17 protein-coding genes are annotated in these 18,325 nt (G+C 71.0%); 7 read left to right on the top strand and 10 right to left on the bottom strand.

The window, feature by feature from the left end:
- The first annotated feature begins 166 nt into the window (after positions 1-166).
- The 4 genes from P0L94_13355 (at position 167) to P0L94_13370 (ending at position 3,728) form a co-directional block, all read left to right on the top strand.
- The gene (locus tag P0L94_13355; GenBank protein ID WES63445.1) at positions 167-1,006 is read left to right on the top strand and encodes an exodeoxyribonuclease III; all 840 of its coding nucleotides are present in this window, start codon (positions 167-169) and stop codon (positions 1,004-1,006) included.
- Positions 1,007-1,174: 168 nt separating this feature from the next.
- Positions 1,175-1,711, top strand: coding sequence for a nitroreductase family deazaflavin-dependent oxidoreductase (locus P0L94_13360; protein WES63446.1), 537 nt, complete (start codon positions 1,175-1,177; stop codon positions 1,709-1,711).
- A gap of 44 nt (positions 1,712-1,755) precedes the next feature.
- Complete coding sequence (locus P0L94_13365) at positions 1,756-2,637, top strand: ATP-binding cassette domain-containing protein (protein WES63447.1); 882 nt, start codon at positions 1,756-1,758, stop codon at positions 2,635-2,637.
- On the top strand, positions 2,634-3,728 hold the full coding sequence (locus tag P0L94_13370) for an ABC transporter permease (protein WES63448.1): 1,095 nt from the start codon (positions 2,634-2,636) through the stop codon (positions 3,726-3,728). The genes P0L94_13365 and P0L94_13370 overlap by 4 nt, the downstream gene beginning before the upstream one ends.
- Before the next feature lie 3 nt (positions 3,729-3,731).
- Here P0L94_13370 and P0L94_13375 read toward each other — a convergent pair whose 3' ends face one another.
- Positions 3,732-5,525, bottom strand: coding sequence for a glycoside hydrolase family 15 protein (locus P0L94_13375; protein WES63449.1), 1,794 nt, complete (start codon positions 5,523-5,525; stop codon positions 3,732-3,734).
- 55 nt (positions 5,526-5,580) lie between these two features.
- On the opposite strand from P0L94_13375, the gene P0L94_13380 reads away from it, so the two are divergent.
- On the top strand, positions 5,581-6,948 hold the full coding sequence (locus P0L94_13380; protein ID WES63450.1) for a glucose-6-phosphate dehydrogenase: 1,368 nt from the start codon (positions 5,581-5,583) through the stop codon (positions 6,946-6,948).
- A 6-nt stretch (positions 6,949-6,954) separates the two neighbouring features.
- On the opposite strand, the gene rraA is transcribed toward P0L94_13380, so the two are convergent.
- On the bottom strand, positions 6,955-7,419 hold the full coding sequence (gene rraA / locus P0L94_13385; protein ID WES63451.1) for a ribonuclease E activity regulator RraA: 465 nt from the start codon (positions 7,417-7,419) through the stop codon (positions 6,955-6,957).
- Positions 7,420-7,608: 189 nt separating this feature from the next.
- A complete protein-coding gene (locus P0L94_13390; GenBank protein WES63452.1) occupies positions 7,609-8,121 on the bottom strand; it encodes a winged helix-turn-helix domain-containing protein in 513 nt (170 codons plus the stop codon).
- 58 nt (positions 8,122-8,179) lie between these two features.
- Here P0L94_13390 and P0L94_13395 point away from each other — a divergent pair, with 58 nt between their 5' ends.
- A complete protein-coding gene (locus tag P0L94_13395) occupies positions 8,180-9,520 on the top strand; it encodes an MFS transporter (GenBank protein WES63453.1) in 1,341 nt (446 codons plus the stop codon).
- A gap of 102 nt (positions 9,521-9,622) precedes the next feature.
- Positions 9,623-10,204 (top strand): nitroreductase family protein, encoded by a 582-nt coding sequence (locus P0L94_13400; GenBank protein WES63454.1) that lies wholly within the window; start codon positions 9,623-9,625, stop codon positions 10,202-10,204.
- Positions 10,205-10,318: 114 nt separating this feature from the next.
- On the opposite strand, the gene P0L94_13405 is transcribed toward P0L94_13400, so the two are convergent.
- The 7 genes from P0L94_13405 to P0L94_13435 form a co-directional block, all read right to left on the bottom strand.
- The gene (locus P0L94_13405) at positions 10,319-11,098 is read right to left on the bottom strand and encodes a sulfite exporter TauE/SafE family protein (protein WES63455.1); all 780 of its coding nucleotides are present in this window, start codon (positions 11,096-11,098) and stop codon (positions 10,319-10,321) included.
- A gap of 55 nt (positions 11,099-11,153) precedes the next feature.
- The gene (locus tag P0L94_13410) at positions 11,154-11,450 is read right to left on the bottom strand and encodes a rhodanese-like domain-containing protein (protein WES63456.1); all 297 of its coding nucleotides are present in this window, start codon (positions 11,448-11,450) and stop codon (positions 11,154-11,156) included.
- Positions 11,443-12,849 (bottom strand): MBL fold metallo-hydrolase, encoded by a 1,407-nt coding sequence (locus tag P0L94_13415; protein ID WES63457.1) that lies wholly within the window; start codon positions 12,847-12,849, stop codon positions 11,443-11,445. The genes P0L94_13410 and P0L94_13415 overlap by 8 nt, the downstream gene beginning before the upstream one ends.
- A 181-nt stretch (positions 12,850-13,030) precedes the next feature.
- A complete protein-coding gene (locus tag P0L94_13420) occupies positions 13,031-15,244 on the bottom strand; it encodes an AAA family ATPase (GenBank protein WES63458.1) in 2,214 nt (737 codons plus the stop codon).
- A gap of 88 nt (positions 15,245-15,332) precedes the next feature.
- Complete coding sequence (locus tag P0L94_13425) at positions 15,333-15,626, bottom strand: SelT/SelW/SelH family protein (GenBank protein WES63459.1); 294 nt, start codon at positions 15,624-15,626, stop codon at positions 15,333-15,335.
- A 25-nt stretch (positions 15,627-15,651) separates the two neighbouring features.
- Positions 15,652-16,671, bottom strand: coding sequence for a helix-turn-helix domain-containing protein (locus P0L94_13430; protein ID WES63460.1), 1,020 nt, complete (start codon positions 16,669-16,671; stop codon positions 15,652-15,654).
- A 304-nt stretch (positions 16,672-16,975) separates the two neighbouring features.
- Positions 16,976-18,325 (bottom strand): glycosyltransferase, encoded by a 1,350-nt coding sequence (locus tag P0L94_13435; GenBank protein WES63461.1) that lies wholly within the window; start codon positions 18,323-18,325, stop codon positions 16,976-16,978.

Here is an 18,325-nt window from a genome sequence, read left to right on the forward strand (position 1 = left end):
GGACCGCGGCGGAGGGCCGGCGCATCGTGCGCCGGCCCTCCGCCACAGGAGATCTCGCGGGAACAGGTGATGTACCGTCGGCACGTCCTGGATCCGCGATCCCTCCTGTCTCCGCAGGCGACGGCGACGACGTCGACGCGCGTCGCGCGCGCCTAGGCTGGAACCCATGCGCCTTGCGACCTGGAACGTCAACTCCGTCCGTGCCCGCGTCGACCGGATCGTCGACTTCGCGGTGCGCGAGAACGTCGACGTGCTGGCCATGCAGGAGATCAAGTGCAAGGTCGAGCAGTTCCCCTTCGAGAAGTTCGAGGAGGCCGGCTACACCGTCGAGGCGCACGGGTTCTCGCAGTGGAACGGCGTCGCGATCGCCAGCCGCGAACCGATCGAGGACGTCGAGACGGCCTTCCCCGACATGCCCGGCTTCGCCAAGGGCCACGAGGGGCCGGATGCCCCGCAGGAGGCGCGCGCGATCGGCGCGACGATCGGCGGCGTCAAGGTGTGGAGCCTGTACGTGCCCAACGGGCGTGCGCTCGGCGACCCGCACTACGACTACAAGCTGCACTGGCTGAAGGCGCTCGAAGAGTACACCCGGTCCACGCTCGCCGCGTCCCCCGATCTGCCGCTGGCGCTCGTCGGCGACTTCAACATCGCCCCGACGGATGCCGACAACGGCGATCCGTCGGTCGTGGCCGGCTTCTCCACCCATGTGTCACCGCCCGAGCGCGAGGCGTTCGCGGCGCTCGAGGCGGCCGGCCTCCAGGACGTCGTGCGGCCGCTCGTGCCGACCGGCTTCACGTACTGGGACTACAAGCAGCTGCGGTTCCCGCGCAACGAGGGGCTGCGCATCGACTTCATTCTGGGCTCGCAGGCGTTCGCGGATGCCGTCGCCGGCGCCGCGATCCACCGGAACGAGCGCAAGGGCGACGGCCCCAGCGACCACGTGCCTGTCGCCGTCGACCTCGACCTCGAGGCGCCGGACGACGACGACCGCCCGATGATCTTCTGACGCCCCTCCGAACGTCGGAGAATCGCGGCTGCGGCGGAGCATCCGGGCCGCATCATCCGAGCATCCCACGATCCTCCGAATATCGGATCACCCTGGTGCGCGCGGGGTGCAGCCCCTAGCGTGGGACGCGAGAGTCACCGACCGAGTCGACGACGGACGGACACCGAGATGAAGCGTCTCCTGGGATTCCTGCTGATACTCGTGGCGCTGATCGCGATCGCGGTCGGGGCCGCGCTCGCGACCGCGATCGTGGGCATGCGCTCCGGCAACCGCCGGTTCATCCGCGCCTTCACGAAGTTCCAGCGCGACGTGGTCAACCCCGAGGTGCTGAAGACGGCGGGCGATGCCGGGCAGCCGTTCTCGGTGATCGAGCACGTCGGGCGGACCTCCGGTACCGAGTACGAGACACCCGTGGGCGCGCGACGCGACGGCGACGGCTGGGTGGTCTCGCTCGTGTACGGGCGCGAGGCGTCGTGGGTGCAGAACCTGCTCGCCGCCGGCTCCGGCTTCCTGCGGGTGGATGGGCGGCGCCACCGCGTGGACGGGTTCGAGATCGTGCCGATCGACACCGCGCCGCTCCCCGAGGACGAGGCGAAGGCCGTGGCGTTCTTCGGCATCAGCGAGGCGCTGCGCCTGCACGACGCCGGCGAGGTCGACGCCGCAGCCGAGACGGCGACGGACAACGCGGACGACGCGTCCTCCTGAGTCGCATGCTCTAGCGTGGGGGGTCGAACCCACCGAGGAGCCGCATGCTGCAGCTGTCCGGGGTGACCAAGAGCTATGGCGCCCTCCGAGCCCTCGACGACGTCTCGTTCGTCGTCCGTCCCGGCCGGCTGACCGGCTTCGTCGGCGGCAACGGCGCCGGCAAGACCACCGCGATGCGCATCATCCTCGGCGTGCTCGCGAAGGACGCCGGCACCGTGTCGCTGGACGGCACCGAGCTGACGGCGTCCGATCGCCGACGCTTCGGCTACATGCCCGAGGAGCGCGGGCTGTACCCGAAGATGAAGGTGCTCGAGCACATCACCTACCTCGCGCGCCTGCACGGCTTCTCGAAGACGGATGCCGCCGCGCGCGCCTCGGCCCTGCTCGAGAGCCTGGGGCTCGGCGAGCGGCTGCACGACGCCGTCGAGACGCTGTCGCTCGGCAACCAGCAGCGCGCCCAGATCGCCGCGGCGCTCGTCCACGATCCGGACGTGCTGATCCTCGACGAGCCGTTCTCGGGCCTGGACCCGCTCGCCGTCGACGTCGTGGCCCGCGTGCTGCAGGAGCGGGCGGCCGCGGGCGCGCCCGTGCTCTTCTCGTCGCACCAGCTCGATGTGGTCGAGCGGCTGTGCGACGACCTCGTCATCATCGCCGGCGGGTCGATCCGAGCGGCGGGAGCCCGGGATGACCTGCGGGCCCAGCACTCGACGCGGCGCTTCGAGCTCGTCGCGGCGGGGACCCCTCCGGTCCAGGGCGAGCCAGGCGTCACGGTGGTGAGCGCGGACGGAGATCGCACGGTCTTCGACGCCGACAGCGACGAGACCGCGCAGCACGTGCTGCGCCTCGCGCTGGAGCGCGGGCCGGTCGCGCGCTTCTCCCCGCAGCATCCGAGCCTCGCCCAGATCTTCAAGGAGGTCATTCGATGAGCGCGCCCGCAACGGCCCCGAGCGCGCCGCGCAGCGTGTGGCTGGTGGCCGAGCGCGAGATCGGCTCGAAGCTGCGCAGCAAGGCCTTCGTCATCTCGACCGCGATCCTGCTCCTCGGAGCGCTCGCGCTGGTTCTGTGGGGCGGGTTCGCGGCCGCGACGGCGGGCGGGACCCCGGTCGCCGTCACGGCCGATTCCCGTCAGTACGTCGAGGGTGTCCCCGGACTCGAGCTGACGGATGCCGCCGACCGCGCGGCGGCCGAGTCCCTCGTCACCGACGGCTCGGTGGACGCCGCCGTGGTCGGCGACGCCGCCTCACCGACCGGCTACGCCGTGATCGCCGACTCGAGCCCGCCCACGCAGCTGCTGCTCGCCCTCGCACAGCTGCCGCCCGTCGAACTGCTGAACCCCGAGGCGGGCGCCTCGGCGCTGGGGTACGTCGCGGCGATCGGGTTCGGCGTCGTTTTCCTGCTGGCGGCGTCCCTGTTCGGCAGCACGATCGCGCAGAGCGTCGTGGAGGAGAAGCAGACGCGCGTCGTCGAGCTGCTGATCTCGGCGATCCCGGTCCGGACGCTCCTGGCCGGCAAGGTCGTCGGCAACACGGTGCTGGCGATGGCCCAGGTGCTGCTGCTCGCCTCGATCGCCCTGACCGGGCTCGCCGTGACCGGTCAGAGCGCGCTGCTGGCGGGGCTGGGCGAGCCGATCGCGTGGTTCGCGGTCTTCTTCCTCTTCGGCTTCGTCCTGCTGGCGTCGCTGTTCGCGGCCGCGGCGTCGATGGTCTCGCGCCAGGAGGACATCGGCTCGACCACGACGCCGCTGACGATGCTGATCATGATCCCGTACTTCGCGGTGGTGTTCTTCTTCGACAACCCCGTCGTGATCGGTGTCATGTCGTACGTGCCGTTCTCGGCGCCGGTCGGCATGCCGGTGCGGCTGTTCCTCGGCGAGGCCCAGTGGTGGGAGCCACTGGTCTCGCTCGTCCTGCTGATCGCGACGTGCGTCGCGGCGATCGTGATCGCCGCGAAGATCTACCAGAACTCGCTGCTGCGCATGGGCGCGCGCGTGAAGCTGCGCGACGCGCTGCGGTCGTAGGGGTCAGGACCGCAGCGCCGCGCGCCCGCAGTGACCGGCGAGCGCGTCGGCCGCCCGGACGAGCGCGAGGTGCGACAGCGCCTGGGGCGTGTTACCCGCGTGCCGCTCGGCGTCGACGTCGTACTCCTCGCTCAGCAGACCGACGTCGTTCGAGAACCCGCACAGCCGGTCCATGAGAGCGCGGGCCTCGGTGTGACGGCCGGTCTGGGCATACTGCTCGACGAGCCAGAACGAGCATGCGAGGAACGGATGCTCATCGCCGGCCAGTCCGTCCACGGAGCTCTCGGTGCGATAGCGCAGCACGAGCCCGTCCCGCATGAGCCGCTTCTCGATCTCGGCGACGGTTCCCAGCATCCGCGGGTCGTCGTAGCCGCAGAAGCCCGACTGCGGCAGGAGCAGCAGTGAGGCATCGACCTCCGTCGACCCGTAGTGCTGCACGAAGTGCCCGCGGTCCGCGTCGTAGCCGTAGCGGTCGATCTCCTCGCGGACCTCGTCGCGCAGCTTCGCCCACGTGTCGGCGTCGCCGTCGAGCCCGCCCTCGCGCACGGCGCGCACGCCGCGGTCCAGCGCCGCCCAGATCATGGCGCGCGAGTGGGTGAACATGTGCGGCTCGCCGCGCATCTCCCAGATGCCGCGATCGGGCCGCTTGATCCACTCGACGACCTGCCCCAGCAGCGCGCGCTGCAGGGCCCACGAGAACGCGTCCTCTTCGGCGCCGCCGGCGCGCGTCGCCTCGAGCGCCATCATCACCTCGCCGATCACGTCGGCCTGGTACTGGTCGACCGCGCCGTTGCCGATGCGCACCGGCGCGGCCCCGTCGTAGCCCGGCAGGCTCGTCAGCTCGCGCTCGAGCAGATCACGCTCGCCCGCGATGCCGTACATGATCTGCACGTCGTGGGGGTCCCCCGCGATGGCGCGCACGAGCCACGACCGCCAGCGGTGCGCGACCCGCACGAAGCCGTGCGCGAGCAGCGCCTCGAGCGTCAGCGCGGCATCCCGCAGCCACACGTAGCGGTAGTCCCAGTTGCGCACGCCCCCGAACTCCTCGGGCAGCGACGTCGTGGGCGCCGCCACGATGCCGCCGGTGTCCTCGTGGGTCAGGGCACGCAGCACGAGCAGCGAGCGCACGACCTCGTCCTGATGCGGTCCGTCGTGCTCGATGCGCGCCGCCCACTCCGACCACCAGCGGTGCGTGCGCTCGATGGAGCGGTCGACGTCGAGCGGCTCGGGCTCGGAGTGATGCGACGGGAACCACGTCAGCACCGCATCCGTCGTCTCACCCGCGGAGACGCGCACCGATCCGACATGGACATGGTCGGTCGAGGTCAGCGAGACGCCGCGCAGGATGAGCGCATCGGGTCCCGCGATGGCCAGCAGCGCCGGCGACTGATCGGAGCCCACCTGCCGCACCCACGGCAGCGCGCGCGCGTAGTCGGTGCGGAATCGCACCTCGTGGGCGAACTCGACGCTGCCGCTGATGCCGACCACGCGGCGGATGAGGTCGGTGCGCGGTCCGTCGATGGGCATGACGTCGTGCACTTCGGCGACGCCGTCGGCGCTCTCCCATCGGGTGACGAGCACGAACGTGTCGCCGTCGTACCGGCGCGTGCAGGTGGCTTCGGGGTCGCGCGGCCGCAGGCTCCAGCATCCGTGGTTCTCGTCGCCCAGCAGGGCTCCGAAGACGGATGCCGAGTCGAACCGCGGCACGCAGAGCCAGTCGACGCTGCCCTCGCACGAGACGAGCGCGGCGGTGCGGCAGCTGCTGAGCAGGGCGTAGTCCTCGATGGGCTGGGGCATCCGTACGATTCTTCCAGGCTCTCGGGGCGGCGGGCCAGGGTCTATCGTGGCCGCCATGAGCGGTGATACGACTCTCCTGATCCTGGGCGCATCCGGCGACCTGACCTCACGGCTGCTCCTGCCGGCACTCGGCCAGCTCCTCACGCGCGAGCCCGACCGGCGCGTGCGGCTGCTCGGCGCGGGCATCGACGAGTGGACCGATGAGCGCTGGGTCGAGGCGGTCCGCGCGGCGTTCCGGTCGGCGGACGCCGAGTCCGCGTTCGACGCGATCGCCGAGACCACGTACCGCACCGCCGACATCACGAAGGCGTCCGACCTGCAGGGCCTGGTGTCGGGGGCCGAGGGCAGGCTGGCGCTGTACTTCGCCGTGCCGCCCGCGATCGCCGCGGCCGCGTGCGAGGCGCTGGCCGAGGTCGACCTGCCCGCCGGGACGATCCTCGCCCTCGAGAAGCCCTTCGGCTCGGATCTCGACGGCGCCCGCGCGCTGAACCGGACACTCGCGCGTCTCGTGCCCGAGAACCAGGTCTTCCGGGTCGACCATTTCCTCGGGCGCTCCACCACGCTCAACCTGCTCGGCGCGCGCTTCGCGAATCGCGTGTTCGAGCCGGTCTGGTCGTCGCACCACGTCGAGTCCGTGGTCATCCGCTTCGACGAGACGCTCGGGCTCGAGGGACGGGCACGGTACTACGACAAGGCCGGAGCGCTGGTCGACATGATCCAGAGCCACCTGCTGCAGGTGCTCGCGGTCGTCGCGATGGAGCCGCCGGCGACGCTCGACGAGGTGGATCTGCGCGATGCGACGACGGCGGCGCTGCGGGCGACGCACGTGTGGGACGACAACGCGGTGCACTCCTCGCGGCGGGCACGCTACACCGCCGGCGTCATCGGGGACCGCGAGCTCCCCGCGTACGTCGACGAGCCGGGCGTCGATCCGCGCCTCGAGACCGAGACGCTCGCGGAAGCGACCTTCGAGGTGCGCACGTCGCGGTGGGCGGGCGTCCCCTTCACCCTGCGCTCCGGCAAGGCGATCGGAGGCGAGACGCACGAGATCCTGATCCGCTTCCGGCCCGTGCACCACCTCCCCGACGGGTTCGTCGGGGAGGAGCCCGGGTCGGTGCTGCGCTTCGAGCTGGGCCCCGACCGCATGTCGCTCGAGCTGAACGTCAACGGCGGCGAGGATCCGTTCGCGCTGTCGCGCACCCGGCTGCACGCGAAGCTGGGCGAGGGGGCGCTGCTGGCCTACGGCGAGGTGCTGTCGTCGATCCTCGACGGTGACGCGGCGCTGTCGGTGCGCGGCGACGCGGCCGAGCAGTGCTGGCGGCTCCTCGACCCGATCCTCGACGCGTGGCACCGCGGCGACGTGCCGCTGGAGGAGTACGCGGCCGGGTCGGACGGCCCCGGCGACTGGACGCCGCTGAGCTGATCGGCGTCAGCGCTCGACGAGCACGCCGTCGGCATCCGCCCACACGCGCTTGCCCGGCGCGAAGAGCACGCCGGCGATCATGACGGGCACATCGATCTCGCCGACGCCGTCCTTCGCGCTCTTGCGCGGGTTGGAGCCCAGGGCCTTGACCCCCAGCGGCAATTCGCCGATCGCCTCTCGATCGCGGATCGCGCCGTGCACGATCACCCCGGCCCAGCCGTTCTCGACGGCGGACGCCGCGATGAGGTCGCCGACGAGCGCGGACTCGAGCGATCCCCCGCCGTCGACCACGAGCACGGCGCCGTCGCCCGGCGTGGCGAGCGTGGCCTTGACCAGCGCGTTGTCGCGGTGGCAGCGGACGGTGCGGATCGGGCCGTCGAAGGCCGTCCGGCCGCCGATGTCCTGCAGCTGCAGCGAAAGCGAGTCGACGTCCTCGCCGCGGTCGTCGTAGAGGTCGGCTGTGGCGGTCATGGTCCCACCGTAGGGTCCCGCGGCCGACGGCATCCGCGTCAGAACGCAGGAAGAACGCGCGGAATTCGCGCGTCGTGAAGCGTGGCGGGCCGAATCTCCTGCATACGTGCACGACGAGAGGCGGATGCCGGTGCCGTCCGCGCGCGGGAGGCGAGCGGATGCCGTCGCCCGCGCGGACGGACCCGGCAGTCAGCCGGCAGGCGGCGGATTGAGGTCGGGGTGGATGATCGTGACGAGCGAGTACGGCTCGCCGTCGGGATCGGGCCCGCGGTCCTTGAACTCCCCCATCAGCTCGAACAGGCGCCGTCCGAGCTCCTCCTTGTGCTCGGTGTTGAGCTTGAGCCCGAGCCACCCGAAGTCGACGTCCTCGGGGTCGACGCCCTCGAGCTGCTGGCGCATCGCCTCGAGCACGACGACCGACTGGTTCGGGAAGTGCTTCCCCCACGACAGGCCCGTCGCCCGGTACGGGATCTCGCGCGCTCCGCGCGCGCCCGTGCGCTCCTCCTCCGGCACGAGCATCCCGGCCTCGACGAGCGTGCGGACGTGATGGAGCATCGTGCCGGGGTTGACCTCGAGCAGCTCGGCGAGCTCCTTGTTCGTCCGTGCGTAGAAGCGGCACAGACGCAGCGCCCGCAGCCGCAACGGAGAGCTCAGCGCGCGCGCGACGAACTCGGCGTGGTCCTGTTCGTCGCACTCAGCCATGACTCCACGATAGGCGAGTGATTGACAATGCTCAATCACTCGCCTAAAACTGATTGGCATGTCCCAATCAGTGGAGTCGCCACCCGCTCCGAGGTCGCTGTGGCGTGACCGCAACTTCCTGACGATCTGGAGCGGTCAGGCTCTCAGCCAGTTCGGCGCGCAGGTCGCCCAGCTGGCGGTGCCGGTCATGGCCGTGCTCCTCCTGGAGGCGAGCGAGTTCGAGGTGGGGGTCCTCAACGCCGCCAATGTCGCCGCGTTCCTGCTCATCGGCCTTCCGGCGGGCGCCTGGATCGACCGCATGCGCAAGCGGCACGTCATGATCGCCGCCGACGGCGTGCGCGCGGTCGCGCTGGCAGCAGTCCCCGTCCTGTGGTGGATGGGGTCGCTCGAGATCTGGCACCTCATCGGCGTCGCCTTCGTGCTGGGGGTGGCGACGGTCTTCTTCGACGTGTCGTATCAATCGCTCGTCCCCTCGCTCGTGCCCGCGACGCAGATCGCCGAGGCGAACGGCAAGTTCGAGTCGACGTCCCAGATCGCGCACATCGCCGGCCCCGCCGCCGCGGGCTGGTTGATCGGCGCCGTCTCGGCGCCGTTCGCGGTGCTCGCGACGATGGGCACCTACCTCGCCTCGATGGTCGCGCTGCTGTTCACGCGCGACCATGAGAAGCTCGCCGCCGCCCACGAGCACGACCCGCTCGTGCGCTCGATCGGCGAAGGCCTCCGCTGGGTCTTCGGCAACCCGCTGCTGCGCCGCATCGTGGCGACGACCGGAGTGTCGAACCTGTTCAGCACCCTGAGCTTCACCCTGCTGCCGATCTTCCTGCTGCGAGAGCTCGGCATCTCCCCCGAGAGCATGGGGGTCGTCTTCGCCCTCGGCGCCGTCGGCGGGCTGGCGGGTGCCATCGCCACTCCGCACATCGTGCGCCGGATCGGCGAGGCTCCTGCGATCCCGGTGTCGTCGATCGGCTTCTCGCTCGCCGGTCTCGCGCTGCCCGCCGTCGCGCTCGTCCCTGAACTGGCCTTCCCGCTGCTGGTGCTGCAGTCCTTCGCGATGAGCTTCGCCGTCCTGGTGTACAACATCACGCAGGTCACGTTCCGCCAGCGCATCACGCCGCACCGTCTGCTCGGCCGCATGAACGCCTCGATCCGGTTCGTCGTGTGGGGCGTCATGCCCATCGCCGCGCTCATCGCGGGCGGGCTCGGCGAGTGGCTCGGAACGGTGCCGACGATGTGGATCGGAGCCGTCGGCGGACTGCTGTCGGCGACGTTCGTGGTCTTCGGGCCCTTCTGGACGATGCGGTCGCTCCCCGATGCGCCGGCCGACGACGCTCCGGATGCCGGCGCCGGCGCCGGCGCCGAGTCCGCGCACGCCGACGAGCCCGCGACGGACGGTCGCTGAGCGGCCGCGGCGCACCTGGGAATTCCGCCCAGGTTCATGCGCTTGTATGGATGCGGGACGAGGGCGTCCCGGCAGCATCCGTTCCACATCCCGGGAGTCCCCATGACCACCGCCCTCGTCCGCACCGCCACCACCGAAGCCCCGATCCTCGACGTCCTCGCCGAGCGCTGGAGCACCCGCATCTTCGACGCCGCGGCGCCGATCGACGAGGACGCGCTGGCAAGCGCCCTCGAGGCCGCGCGGTGGGCGCCCACGGCGGCGAACATCCAGCCGTGGCGCGTCATCGTCGCCCGGCGCGGCACGGCGGCGCACGCCCGGATCACCGCTGCGCTGTCGGGCTTCAACGGAGCGTGGGCACCGGCCGCCGGCGCGCTGGTCGTCTTCGTCGCCGAGACCGAGCGCGACGGCCAGCCGCTGGCCTGGGCCCTGTACGACACCGGTCAGGCAGCCGCGCACTTCACCGTTCAGGCGCACGCGAGCGGCCTGGCGACCCACCAGATGGGTGGCTTCGATCGCGACGCCGTCGCCGACGCGTTCGAGCTCGACGCCGCACTCGTCCCGATCACGGTGATCGCCGTCGGCGCGCTGGGCGATGTCGCCGCGGCCTCGGATGAGCTTCAGGCCCGAGAGAGCGCGCCCCGCACCCGTCGCCCCGTCGCGGAGTCGCTGCTCCTCGACGCCTGACCCTCCCCCGCACGGCCCTGCCGACGAGTGCGCATGTTCTCGCCGAGTGCACCCGTTGTGGACCTCACATGACGTGTGCACTCGGCGAGAACATGTGTCGCCGCCGAACGCGATCTACAGCAGGGACTGGATGATGGGCGGAACCTCCTGCACGAGGATGAACGCCCCCATCACCAGGACGAACCAGCCGAAGCCCTTCCGCAGGGCGTTCTCGGGGACGACCCCCACGAGGCGGGATCCCGCGAACGAACCGATGATCGCCGCGGCCGTGACGGCCAGCACGATCGGCCAGTCCAGTTCGACGGTGAACAGGTAGCCGCCGAGCCCCGCGAACGACTTCATCGCGATCACCAGCAGCGACGTGCCCACGGCGAGCGCCATCGGCAGCCCGCCCAGCAGCACGAGTGCGGGCACGATGAGGAACCCGCCCCCGGCGCCGACGAGCCCGGTGACCAGGCCGACGGCGAAGCCGTCGAGCAGGATGCGGATGATCGGCAGGTGTCCGCGCTCCGCTCCGGCGCCGCCGTTCTTCTTGCGGCCGCGGATCATCGCGATCGCGGTGGCGACCATCATCGCCGCGAACAGCAGCATGAGGATCGCGCCGGGTATGAACCCTCCGAGGATGCCTCCGAGGAAGGCGCCGGTCATGCCGGCGAGGCCGAAGATGATCCCGGTGCGCCACGCGACCCGTCCGGCGCGCGCGTGGCTGACGACGCTGACGATCGCGGTCGTGCCGACGACGAACAGCGACGCCGCGATGGCCTCCTTGGGAGGCATCCCGAGCACGTAGGTCAGGATCGGGACGGTGAGGATGGACCCGCCGCCGCCGAGGAGTCCGAGCGAGACGCCGACCAGCAGCGCGAGGGCGAGGGTGATGACGATGGTGAGTGTCATGGGCATGCCTCGGCCGGCGCACCGAGCCTCCGGTGCGCCGGCCGTGGTCGAGCGGTCAGACGGTGGGCAGGCCCGCGGCCTGCCACGCCATCATGCCGCCGGTCATGTTGTCGACCTTGTAGCCGGCCGACTTCAGCAGGGACGTGGCCCGGCTGGAGCGGTTGCCGCTGCGGCACACCGCGATGACCTCGCGATTGCGGTCGATCTCGCCGAGGCGGGCCGACAGCTCGCCGAGCGGGATGTGGATCGCGGTCGGGATGCGGCCGGCGGCGACCTCGGTGTTCTCACGCACGTCGACGACGAGGTCGCGGTTCATGCGCTCATAGGCCTGGTTGATCGAGATGTCAGACAAGGGCCTTCTCCTTCTCGGCTTCGTAGGCGACCCAGCCGGCGTAGCTGCCGTCGAGCTCGGCCACGTCGTATCCGGCGCGTCGCAGCGCGCTGGCGGTGACGCTCACGCGCACGCCGCTCTGGCAGTACGCGACGATGGTGCCCTCGCTGGGCAGCTGGTCGAGGTTCCACAGGGCACGGCCGCCGCTGAGCTGCTCGGCGCCGGGCAGGTGGCCGGCGGCGTACTCGGTCTTGTTGCGGACGTCCAGCAGCATGGCGTGGTCGGTGGTGGCGAGCTCGTCCTGGCCGATGACCTTCGGGGTCACCTGCGGCAGGCCCTCGAGGCTCGTGGTGTAGCCGATGACGTGGTCGATGCCGACGCGCACGAGGTGGTCGCGCATGGCCTCCGCCGTCTCGGCGTCCTTCGCCAGCACGACGACCGGACGCGTCTCTCGCTCGGGGTCATAGACCCACGCGCCGTAGCTCGCGGCCTTGGCGACGCCGGGGATGTTGAGCGAGCGCTCGACCGTGCCCTCGTGCACCTTCGCGTTGTGGCGCGTGTCGACGAAGACGATCTCGTCGGCGGCGAGCTTCGCGGCCACGGTGGCGTTGTCGAACTCGACCAGTGCGGGGCGGGCGCCCATGACCTCGGGGCCGACCTTGTTCTGGCGCTTCATGCGGCCGAAGTACGCGTGCGCGTCGGGCTGGCCGTCCAGGAGCGCGGCGACGAAGCCCTCTTCGTCGTTGTCGCGGACGAAGGGCGCCCACCACGCGTACTCGCGCTCGTAGCCGACGGTGGTCGACGAGATGGCGCCGAGCGCCTTGCCGCACGCGCTGCCGGCGCCGTGGGCGGGGTGCACCTGCACCCAGTCGGGCAGCGTCACGAAGTGGTCGCGCAGGCTGGCGAAGAGGTCCTTCGCCCCGGCGAAGCGGGTGTCGACACCGCCCGCGGCCTCGTCGAGCAGGTCGGGCCGGCCGAGGTCGCCGACGAAGACGAAGTCGCCGGTGAGGTAGTACCCGGGCTGGTCGCTGAAGGCGCCGTCGGTCACGAGGAACGACAGGTGCTCGGGGGTGTGGCCCGGCGTGTGAACGGCCTCGACCGTGATGTTGCCCAGGCGGATGACGTCGCCGTGGTGCAGGCGCTCGGCCTCGAAGCCGTACTGCCAGTCGAGCCCGCCCTCGGCCGAGACGTACGCGGTCGCGCCGGTCGCGGCGGCGAGTTCGCGCGTGCCCGACAGGTAGTCGGCGTGGATGTGGGTCTCGGTCACCGCGACGATGCGCATCCCGTTGCGCTTCGCGATGTCGAGGTAAACGTCGAGGTCGCGTCGCGGGTCGACGACGATGGCCTCGCCCTTGGCCTGGCAGCCGATGAAGTAGCTCGCCTGTGCGAGGTCCTCATCGTAGATGCGCTCCAGCAGCATTGCTTCTCCTCTTGGTCTCGGGTGGATACCCCTGGGGGTATCTGATGCACTCATCGTAGCAATACCCCCAGGGGTATGCAAGTGCACCTCGCCCAGCCCCATCCCTCGCCCGCCGCAGACAGAGAGAGGGCCGCCTCCCCAGGGGGAAGCGGCCCTCTCTCGCGGCTCGCGCCGGCGTGCGTCAGTCCTCGTCGATCAGCTCTGCCTCGATGACGTCATCCTCGTCGGGACCGGCCTCGGGAGCAGGCTTGGGGCCGGCGCTCGTGAGCACCAGCGCCGACCCGTCGGCCGCGACGTCCACGCGGACGACGTCGCCGTCGCGCACGCCGCCCGACAGCAGCGCCATGGCGAGGCGGTCCTGGATCTCGGATTGGATGAGTCGACGCAGCGGCCGAGCGCCGAACACCGGGTCGTAGCCGCGTTCGGCGAGCCAGGTCCGGGCATCCGGCGTCACCGCGAGCTCGAGGCGACGGTCGTGGAGCCGGTGCTGCAGAGCGGCCACGGCGAGCTCGACGATCTGCGCGAGGTCGTCCTGCGACAGGGCCTGGAAGATCACGATGTCGTCGAGCCGGTTGATGAACTCGGGCTTGAACGCCTGGCGTACGAGCGCCTGCACCTGCTCGCGCTTGACGTCGAACGAGATCGTCGGGTCGATCAGGATCGGCGAGCCGAGGTTCGACGTCAGGATCAGGATCACGTTCTTGAAGTCGACCGTGCGGCCCTGCCCATCGGTCAGGCGACCGTCGTCCATGACCTGCAGCAGCACGTCGAACACCTCGGGATGGGCCTTCTCGACCTCGTCGAGCAGCACCACCGAGTACGGGCGACGGCGCACGGCCTCGGTCAGCTGGCCGCCCTGCTCGTACCCGATGTAGCCCGGAGGGGCGCCGACGAGCCGCGACACCGAGTGCTTCTCGCCGTACTCCGACATGTCGATGCGCACCATGGCGTGCTCGTCGTCGAAGAGGAACTCGGCCAGGGCCTTCGCCAGCTCGGTCTTTCCCACGCCGGTCGGGCCCAGGAACAGGAACGAGCCCGTCGGACGGTTCGGGTCCGAGATGCCCGCGCGCGAGCGTCGCACGGCATCCGAGACGGCCTTCACCGCCTCCTTCTGGCCGATGAGGCGCTTGCCGAGCTCGGACTCGAGGTGCAGCAGCTTCTCGGTCTCGCCCTGCAGGAGCTTGCCGACCGGGATGCCGGTCCACGCCGCGATGACGGCGGCGATGTCCTCGTCGGTGACCTGGTCGTTGACCATGCGGTCGCCCGCGGGCTCGTCGCGCTCGGCCTCGGCGACCTGGCGCTCGAGCGCGGGGATCTCGGCGTAGTACAGCCGGGACGCCTTCTCGAGGTTGCCCTCGCGCTGCGCCCGCTCTGCCTCGATGCGCGCGGCGTCGAGCTTCGTCTTGAGGTCTCCGACCTGGTTCAGGCTCGAGCGCTCGCGCTCCCAGCGCGCCTGCAGCTCATCGAGCTTCGCCTGCTCGGCACCGAGCTGCTCGCGCAGCTTCGCCAGGCGCTCCTTCGACGCGTCGTCCTTCTCCTTCTTCAGCGCCAGCTCCTCGAGCTTGAGGCGGTCGACGTGGCGCCGCAGCTCGTCGATCTCGAGCGGCGCGGAGTCGATCTCCATGCGCAGACGCGACGCGGCCTCGTCGATGAGGTCGATGGCCTTGTCGGGAAGCTGCCGGCTCGGGATGTAGCGGTGCGACAGGGACGCGGCCGCCACGAGGGCGGCATCCGCGATCGCGACCTTGTGGTGCGCCTCGTAGCGCTCCTTCAGCCCGCGCAGGATCGCGACGGTGTCCTCGACGCTCGGCTCGCCCACGTAGACCTGCTGGAAGCGTCGCTCGAGAGCGGCGTCCTTCTCGATGAACTCGCGGTACTCGTTGAGCGTCGTCGCGCCGATGAGGCGCAGCTCGCCGCGCGCGAGCATGGGCTTGAGCATGTTCGAGGCCGCCACCGAGCCCTCGCCGCCACCGGCGCCCATCAGGACGTGCAGTTCGTCGATGAACGTGATGATGCGACCCTCGGATTCGGTGATCTCCTTGAGGACGCTCTTGAGCCGCTCCTCGAACTGGCCGCGGTACATCGCCCCGGCGACCAGCGCCGAGATGTCGAGGGTGACGAGCTCCTTGTCCTTGAGGGACTCGGCGACGTCCCCCGCGACGATGCGCTGGGCGAGGCCCTCGACGACGGCGGTCTTGCCGACGCCGGGCTCGCCGATGAGGACGGGGTTGTTCTTGGTGCGGCGGGTCAGCACCTGGCTCACGCGCCGGATCTCGGCATCCCGCCCGATCACCGGGTCGAGCTTGCCCTGGCGCGCACGGTCGGTGAGGTTGATCCCGAACTGCTCGAGTGCGCTGGTGGCTTCCTCCTGCCCCGGCATCTGTGTTGCGTTCATGTGTTCTCCTGAAGTCTCGGCGACTCAAAGTTGAGTCGCATGCACTCAACTTTACCAAAGAAGGGCGTCGGGACGGAAGCGGATGGTGCTACGCATCCCCCGATCGCGTGCGATCGGCGTGGCCCAATGAGCGTCCGGGGGCGACGATGTCGCGCACCGCGCGTTTGAGCGCGGTGATGTCGGGGAACCCCCCGTCGGTCTTGCGGTTCCAGACGCCGGTGCCGTCGACGTCGACGCGGAAGACGCCGCCGGTCGCCGGTGCGAGGGCGATCTCGTCCACGTCGTCCGCGAACGTCGTCAGCAGCTCGCCCTGATACCACTGCGCGCGCAGCAGCCAGTTGCACTGCGTGCAGTAGGTGATGCGGATGCGGGGCTTGGCCACGCGGTGCTCCTCTCGCGGTCGCCGATCAGGCGACCGTCTCCAGCGGTGCGAGCTCGTCGGCAGCGCCGTCGGCGGCGTCCGCGCCCGGCTCGGAGGTCGTGCACGAGAACCGCGCCCGATACGCCGTCGGAGTCATCCCCAGCACGCGCGCGAACGTCTGGCGCAGCACCGCGGCCGAGCCGAACCCGGACTCCTCGGCGATGCGATCCAGACCCATGTCGGTGCGCTCCAGGAGCCGCTGCGCGTGGATCACGCGCTGGCGCGCCAGCCATGCGGCGGGCGTGGTTCCGAAATCGGCCTTGAACCGGCGCGCGAAGGTCCGCGGTGACATGTGGGCGCGCACGGCCAGCTGGTCGATCGACAGGTCCTCGCGCAGGTTGTCGAGCATCCAGTCGGTGATCGGCGCGAGAGACTGCGACGCCGCGACCGGCAGCGGCTTGTCGATGAACTGGGCCTGTCCGCCGTCGCGCTGCGGCGAGACCACCATGCGCCGCGCGATCTTGTTGGTGAGCTCCGCCCCGAGTTCCTGCCGCAGCAGGTGCAGGCACGCGTCCAGCCCCGCCGCGGTGCCGGCGCTGGTGATGATTCGACCGTCCTGCACGTACAGAACGTCGGGGTCGACGTCGATGTCGGGGTACATCCGCGTCATGGTGTCGGCGTACATCCAGTGCGTGGTCGCGCGGCGCCCGTCGAGCACGCCCGAGGCGGCGACGACGAAGGCGCCCGAGCACACCGTGAGCACCCAGGCTCCGCGATCGACGGCGCGGCGGATCACCCCGGCGACGCGCGTGTCGATGCGGTTCCAGGCATCCCGAGGCACGGGCGTGACGACGACGAGGTCAGCCTCATCCGCGAACGCGAGATCGCGGTCGACGTTGATCGAGAAGCCCATGCTGCTGGGCACGGCGCCCGGTTCGGGCGTCACGACGCGGAAGTCGAAGTTCGGCACGCCGTCGTTGGAGCGGTCGAGGCCGAACGCCTCGCACGCGACACCGAACTCGAACGGGGCGAAGCCGGGCTGGACGATGGCGGCGACGGTCTTCATGACAACCTCACGCGTTGGCAGTTTTACGATGGACTATGGCCAGTCTGCCACTCGTGGCCGTTTCGGCACAAGCGTAGCGTTCCTGCCATGTTCACTCTCGTCATCGTCATCGCCCTGGCCGTCGCCGGCGTCGCCGCGACAGCGTACGCCCTCCCCCGGGACGGCTACCGCCGCACCCCCACCGACTGGACGCGCCTGCCCTAGCCCGGCGCTCCGCGAGCGCACATGCCGTCACCGAACGCACACTCCGTGCGCGCGCATCCCGCGTCATCTCGGTGATCGCATGTGCGCTCGGCGCCGGGGACTACCCCATCGCGCGGCGGTAGACCTCGATCATCGCGGCCGTCCGCGAGGACTGGCGGAAGCGCTCGCGCACCGTCGGATGCGGCAGCGGGGAGCGGCCGGCGGCGATGTCGGCGGATGCCGCGAGCAGCGCGTCCGCGAGCGCCCCGACCGACTCGCCGGCGACGGTCCAGTGCCCCGCCTCGAGTTCCTCGGCGATGTCGCGGTCGCTCACGATCGCGGGCGTCCCGAGCGACGCCGCCTCGAAGACCGTCATGCCCTGCGTCTCGAACCCGATGGAGGTCTGCACGACGGCATCCGCCGCCGCGATGCGCCGCAGCGTTTCGGGGTAGGGCAGGCGTCCGGCGAAGACCACCGCCGGGCCGGGCCGAGACACCGCCGCGGCGAAAGCCTCGTCCGAAGACAGCCCCCTGCCCTCACCCGCGAACGCGTCGATGCCGCGCCGTGCGACGAGCCGTCGCGCCGGGCGCAACTGTCCCCCGCCGCCGATGACCTCGATGTCGGCATCGACGCCCGACTCGGCCACCGCCTCGAGGAAGGGCAGCAGCCGCTTCTCGGGGCTCATGCGCCCGAGCCAGACGAGCCGCGGGCGCCCGGGGGCGCGCTCGGTCGACGCCGCGGCGAGCGCGGCGTCGAGCACCTCGTCGTCGATGCCGTTCCAGATGACGTCGACTCCCCCGGATGCGGGTGCGACGCCGTCGGCGAGCGCGCGACGCTCGGACTCCGAGGAGCGCAACAGCGTCGGATGCCCCGGCACGACGGCGTGCGCCTCGAGCCGGCGCGCGAAGTGCGAGGAGGGCGCAGTGACGGCATCCGATCGCGACGCGAAGCGCCGCAGGAACGCCCAGCCGTCACGGCCCCCCGGCTTCGCCCCGAAGAACCCGCCGAGCGCGCGCCGCTGCCACGCGTTCAGCGCCCGCAGCACGAGCCGCGGGAAGGGCGTGGTGGCCTCGATGCCGACGTCGACGCGGTTGTGCATCGTGTGCACGACAGGGAGGCCGTGCCGGCGGGCGTACCGGTGCCCGATGAAGGCTCCCCAGAAATCCGCCTGCACGTGGACGACGTCGACGGGCGGTCGGCCTGCGAGCGCGGCGTCCACCCAGCGGTCGGTGCGGCGGCCGGGCCACGTGAACGAGTACTCGAAGTCGGGCGTGATCGGGATCGACGGCATGTCGACGAATGCCGGGTCGCGGTCGCCCAGCATCCGCGCGGCGAGCGCCCCGTGCATCGCGGGCGCGACGATCGTGACGGTGTGCCCGGCCCTCTCGAGGAACCGCCGCTGCAGGCGCATCGAGACCTGAGCGCCGCCCAGCGACTGGACGTGCTGGTCGGCGAACATCACGACGTGCAC

This window comes from Microbacter sp. GSS18, assembly GCA_029319145.1.
Lineage (GTDB): Bacteria > Actinomycetota > Actinomycetes > Actinomycetales > Microbacteriaceae > Microbacterium.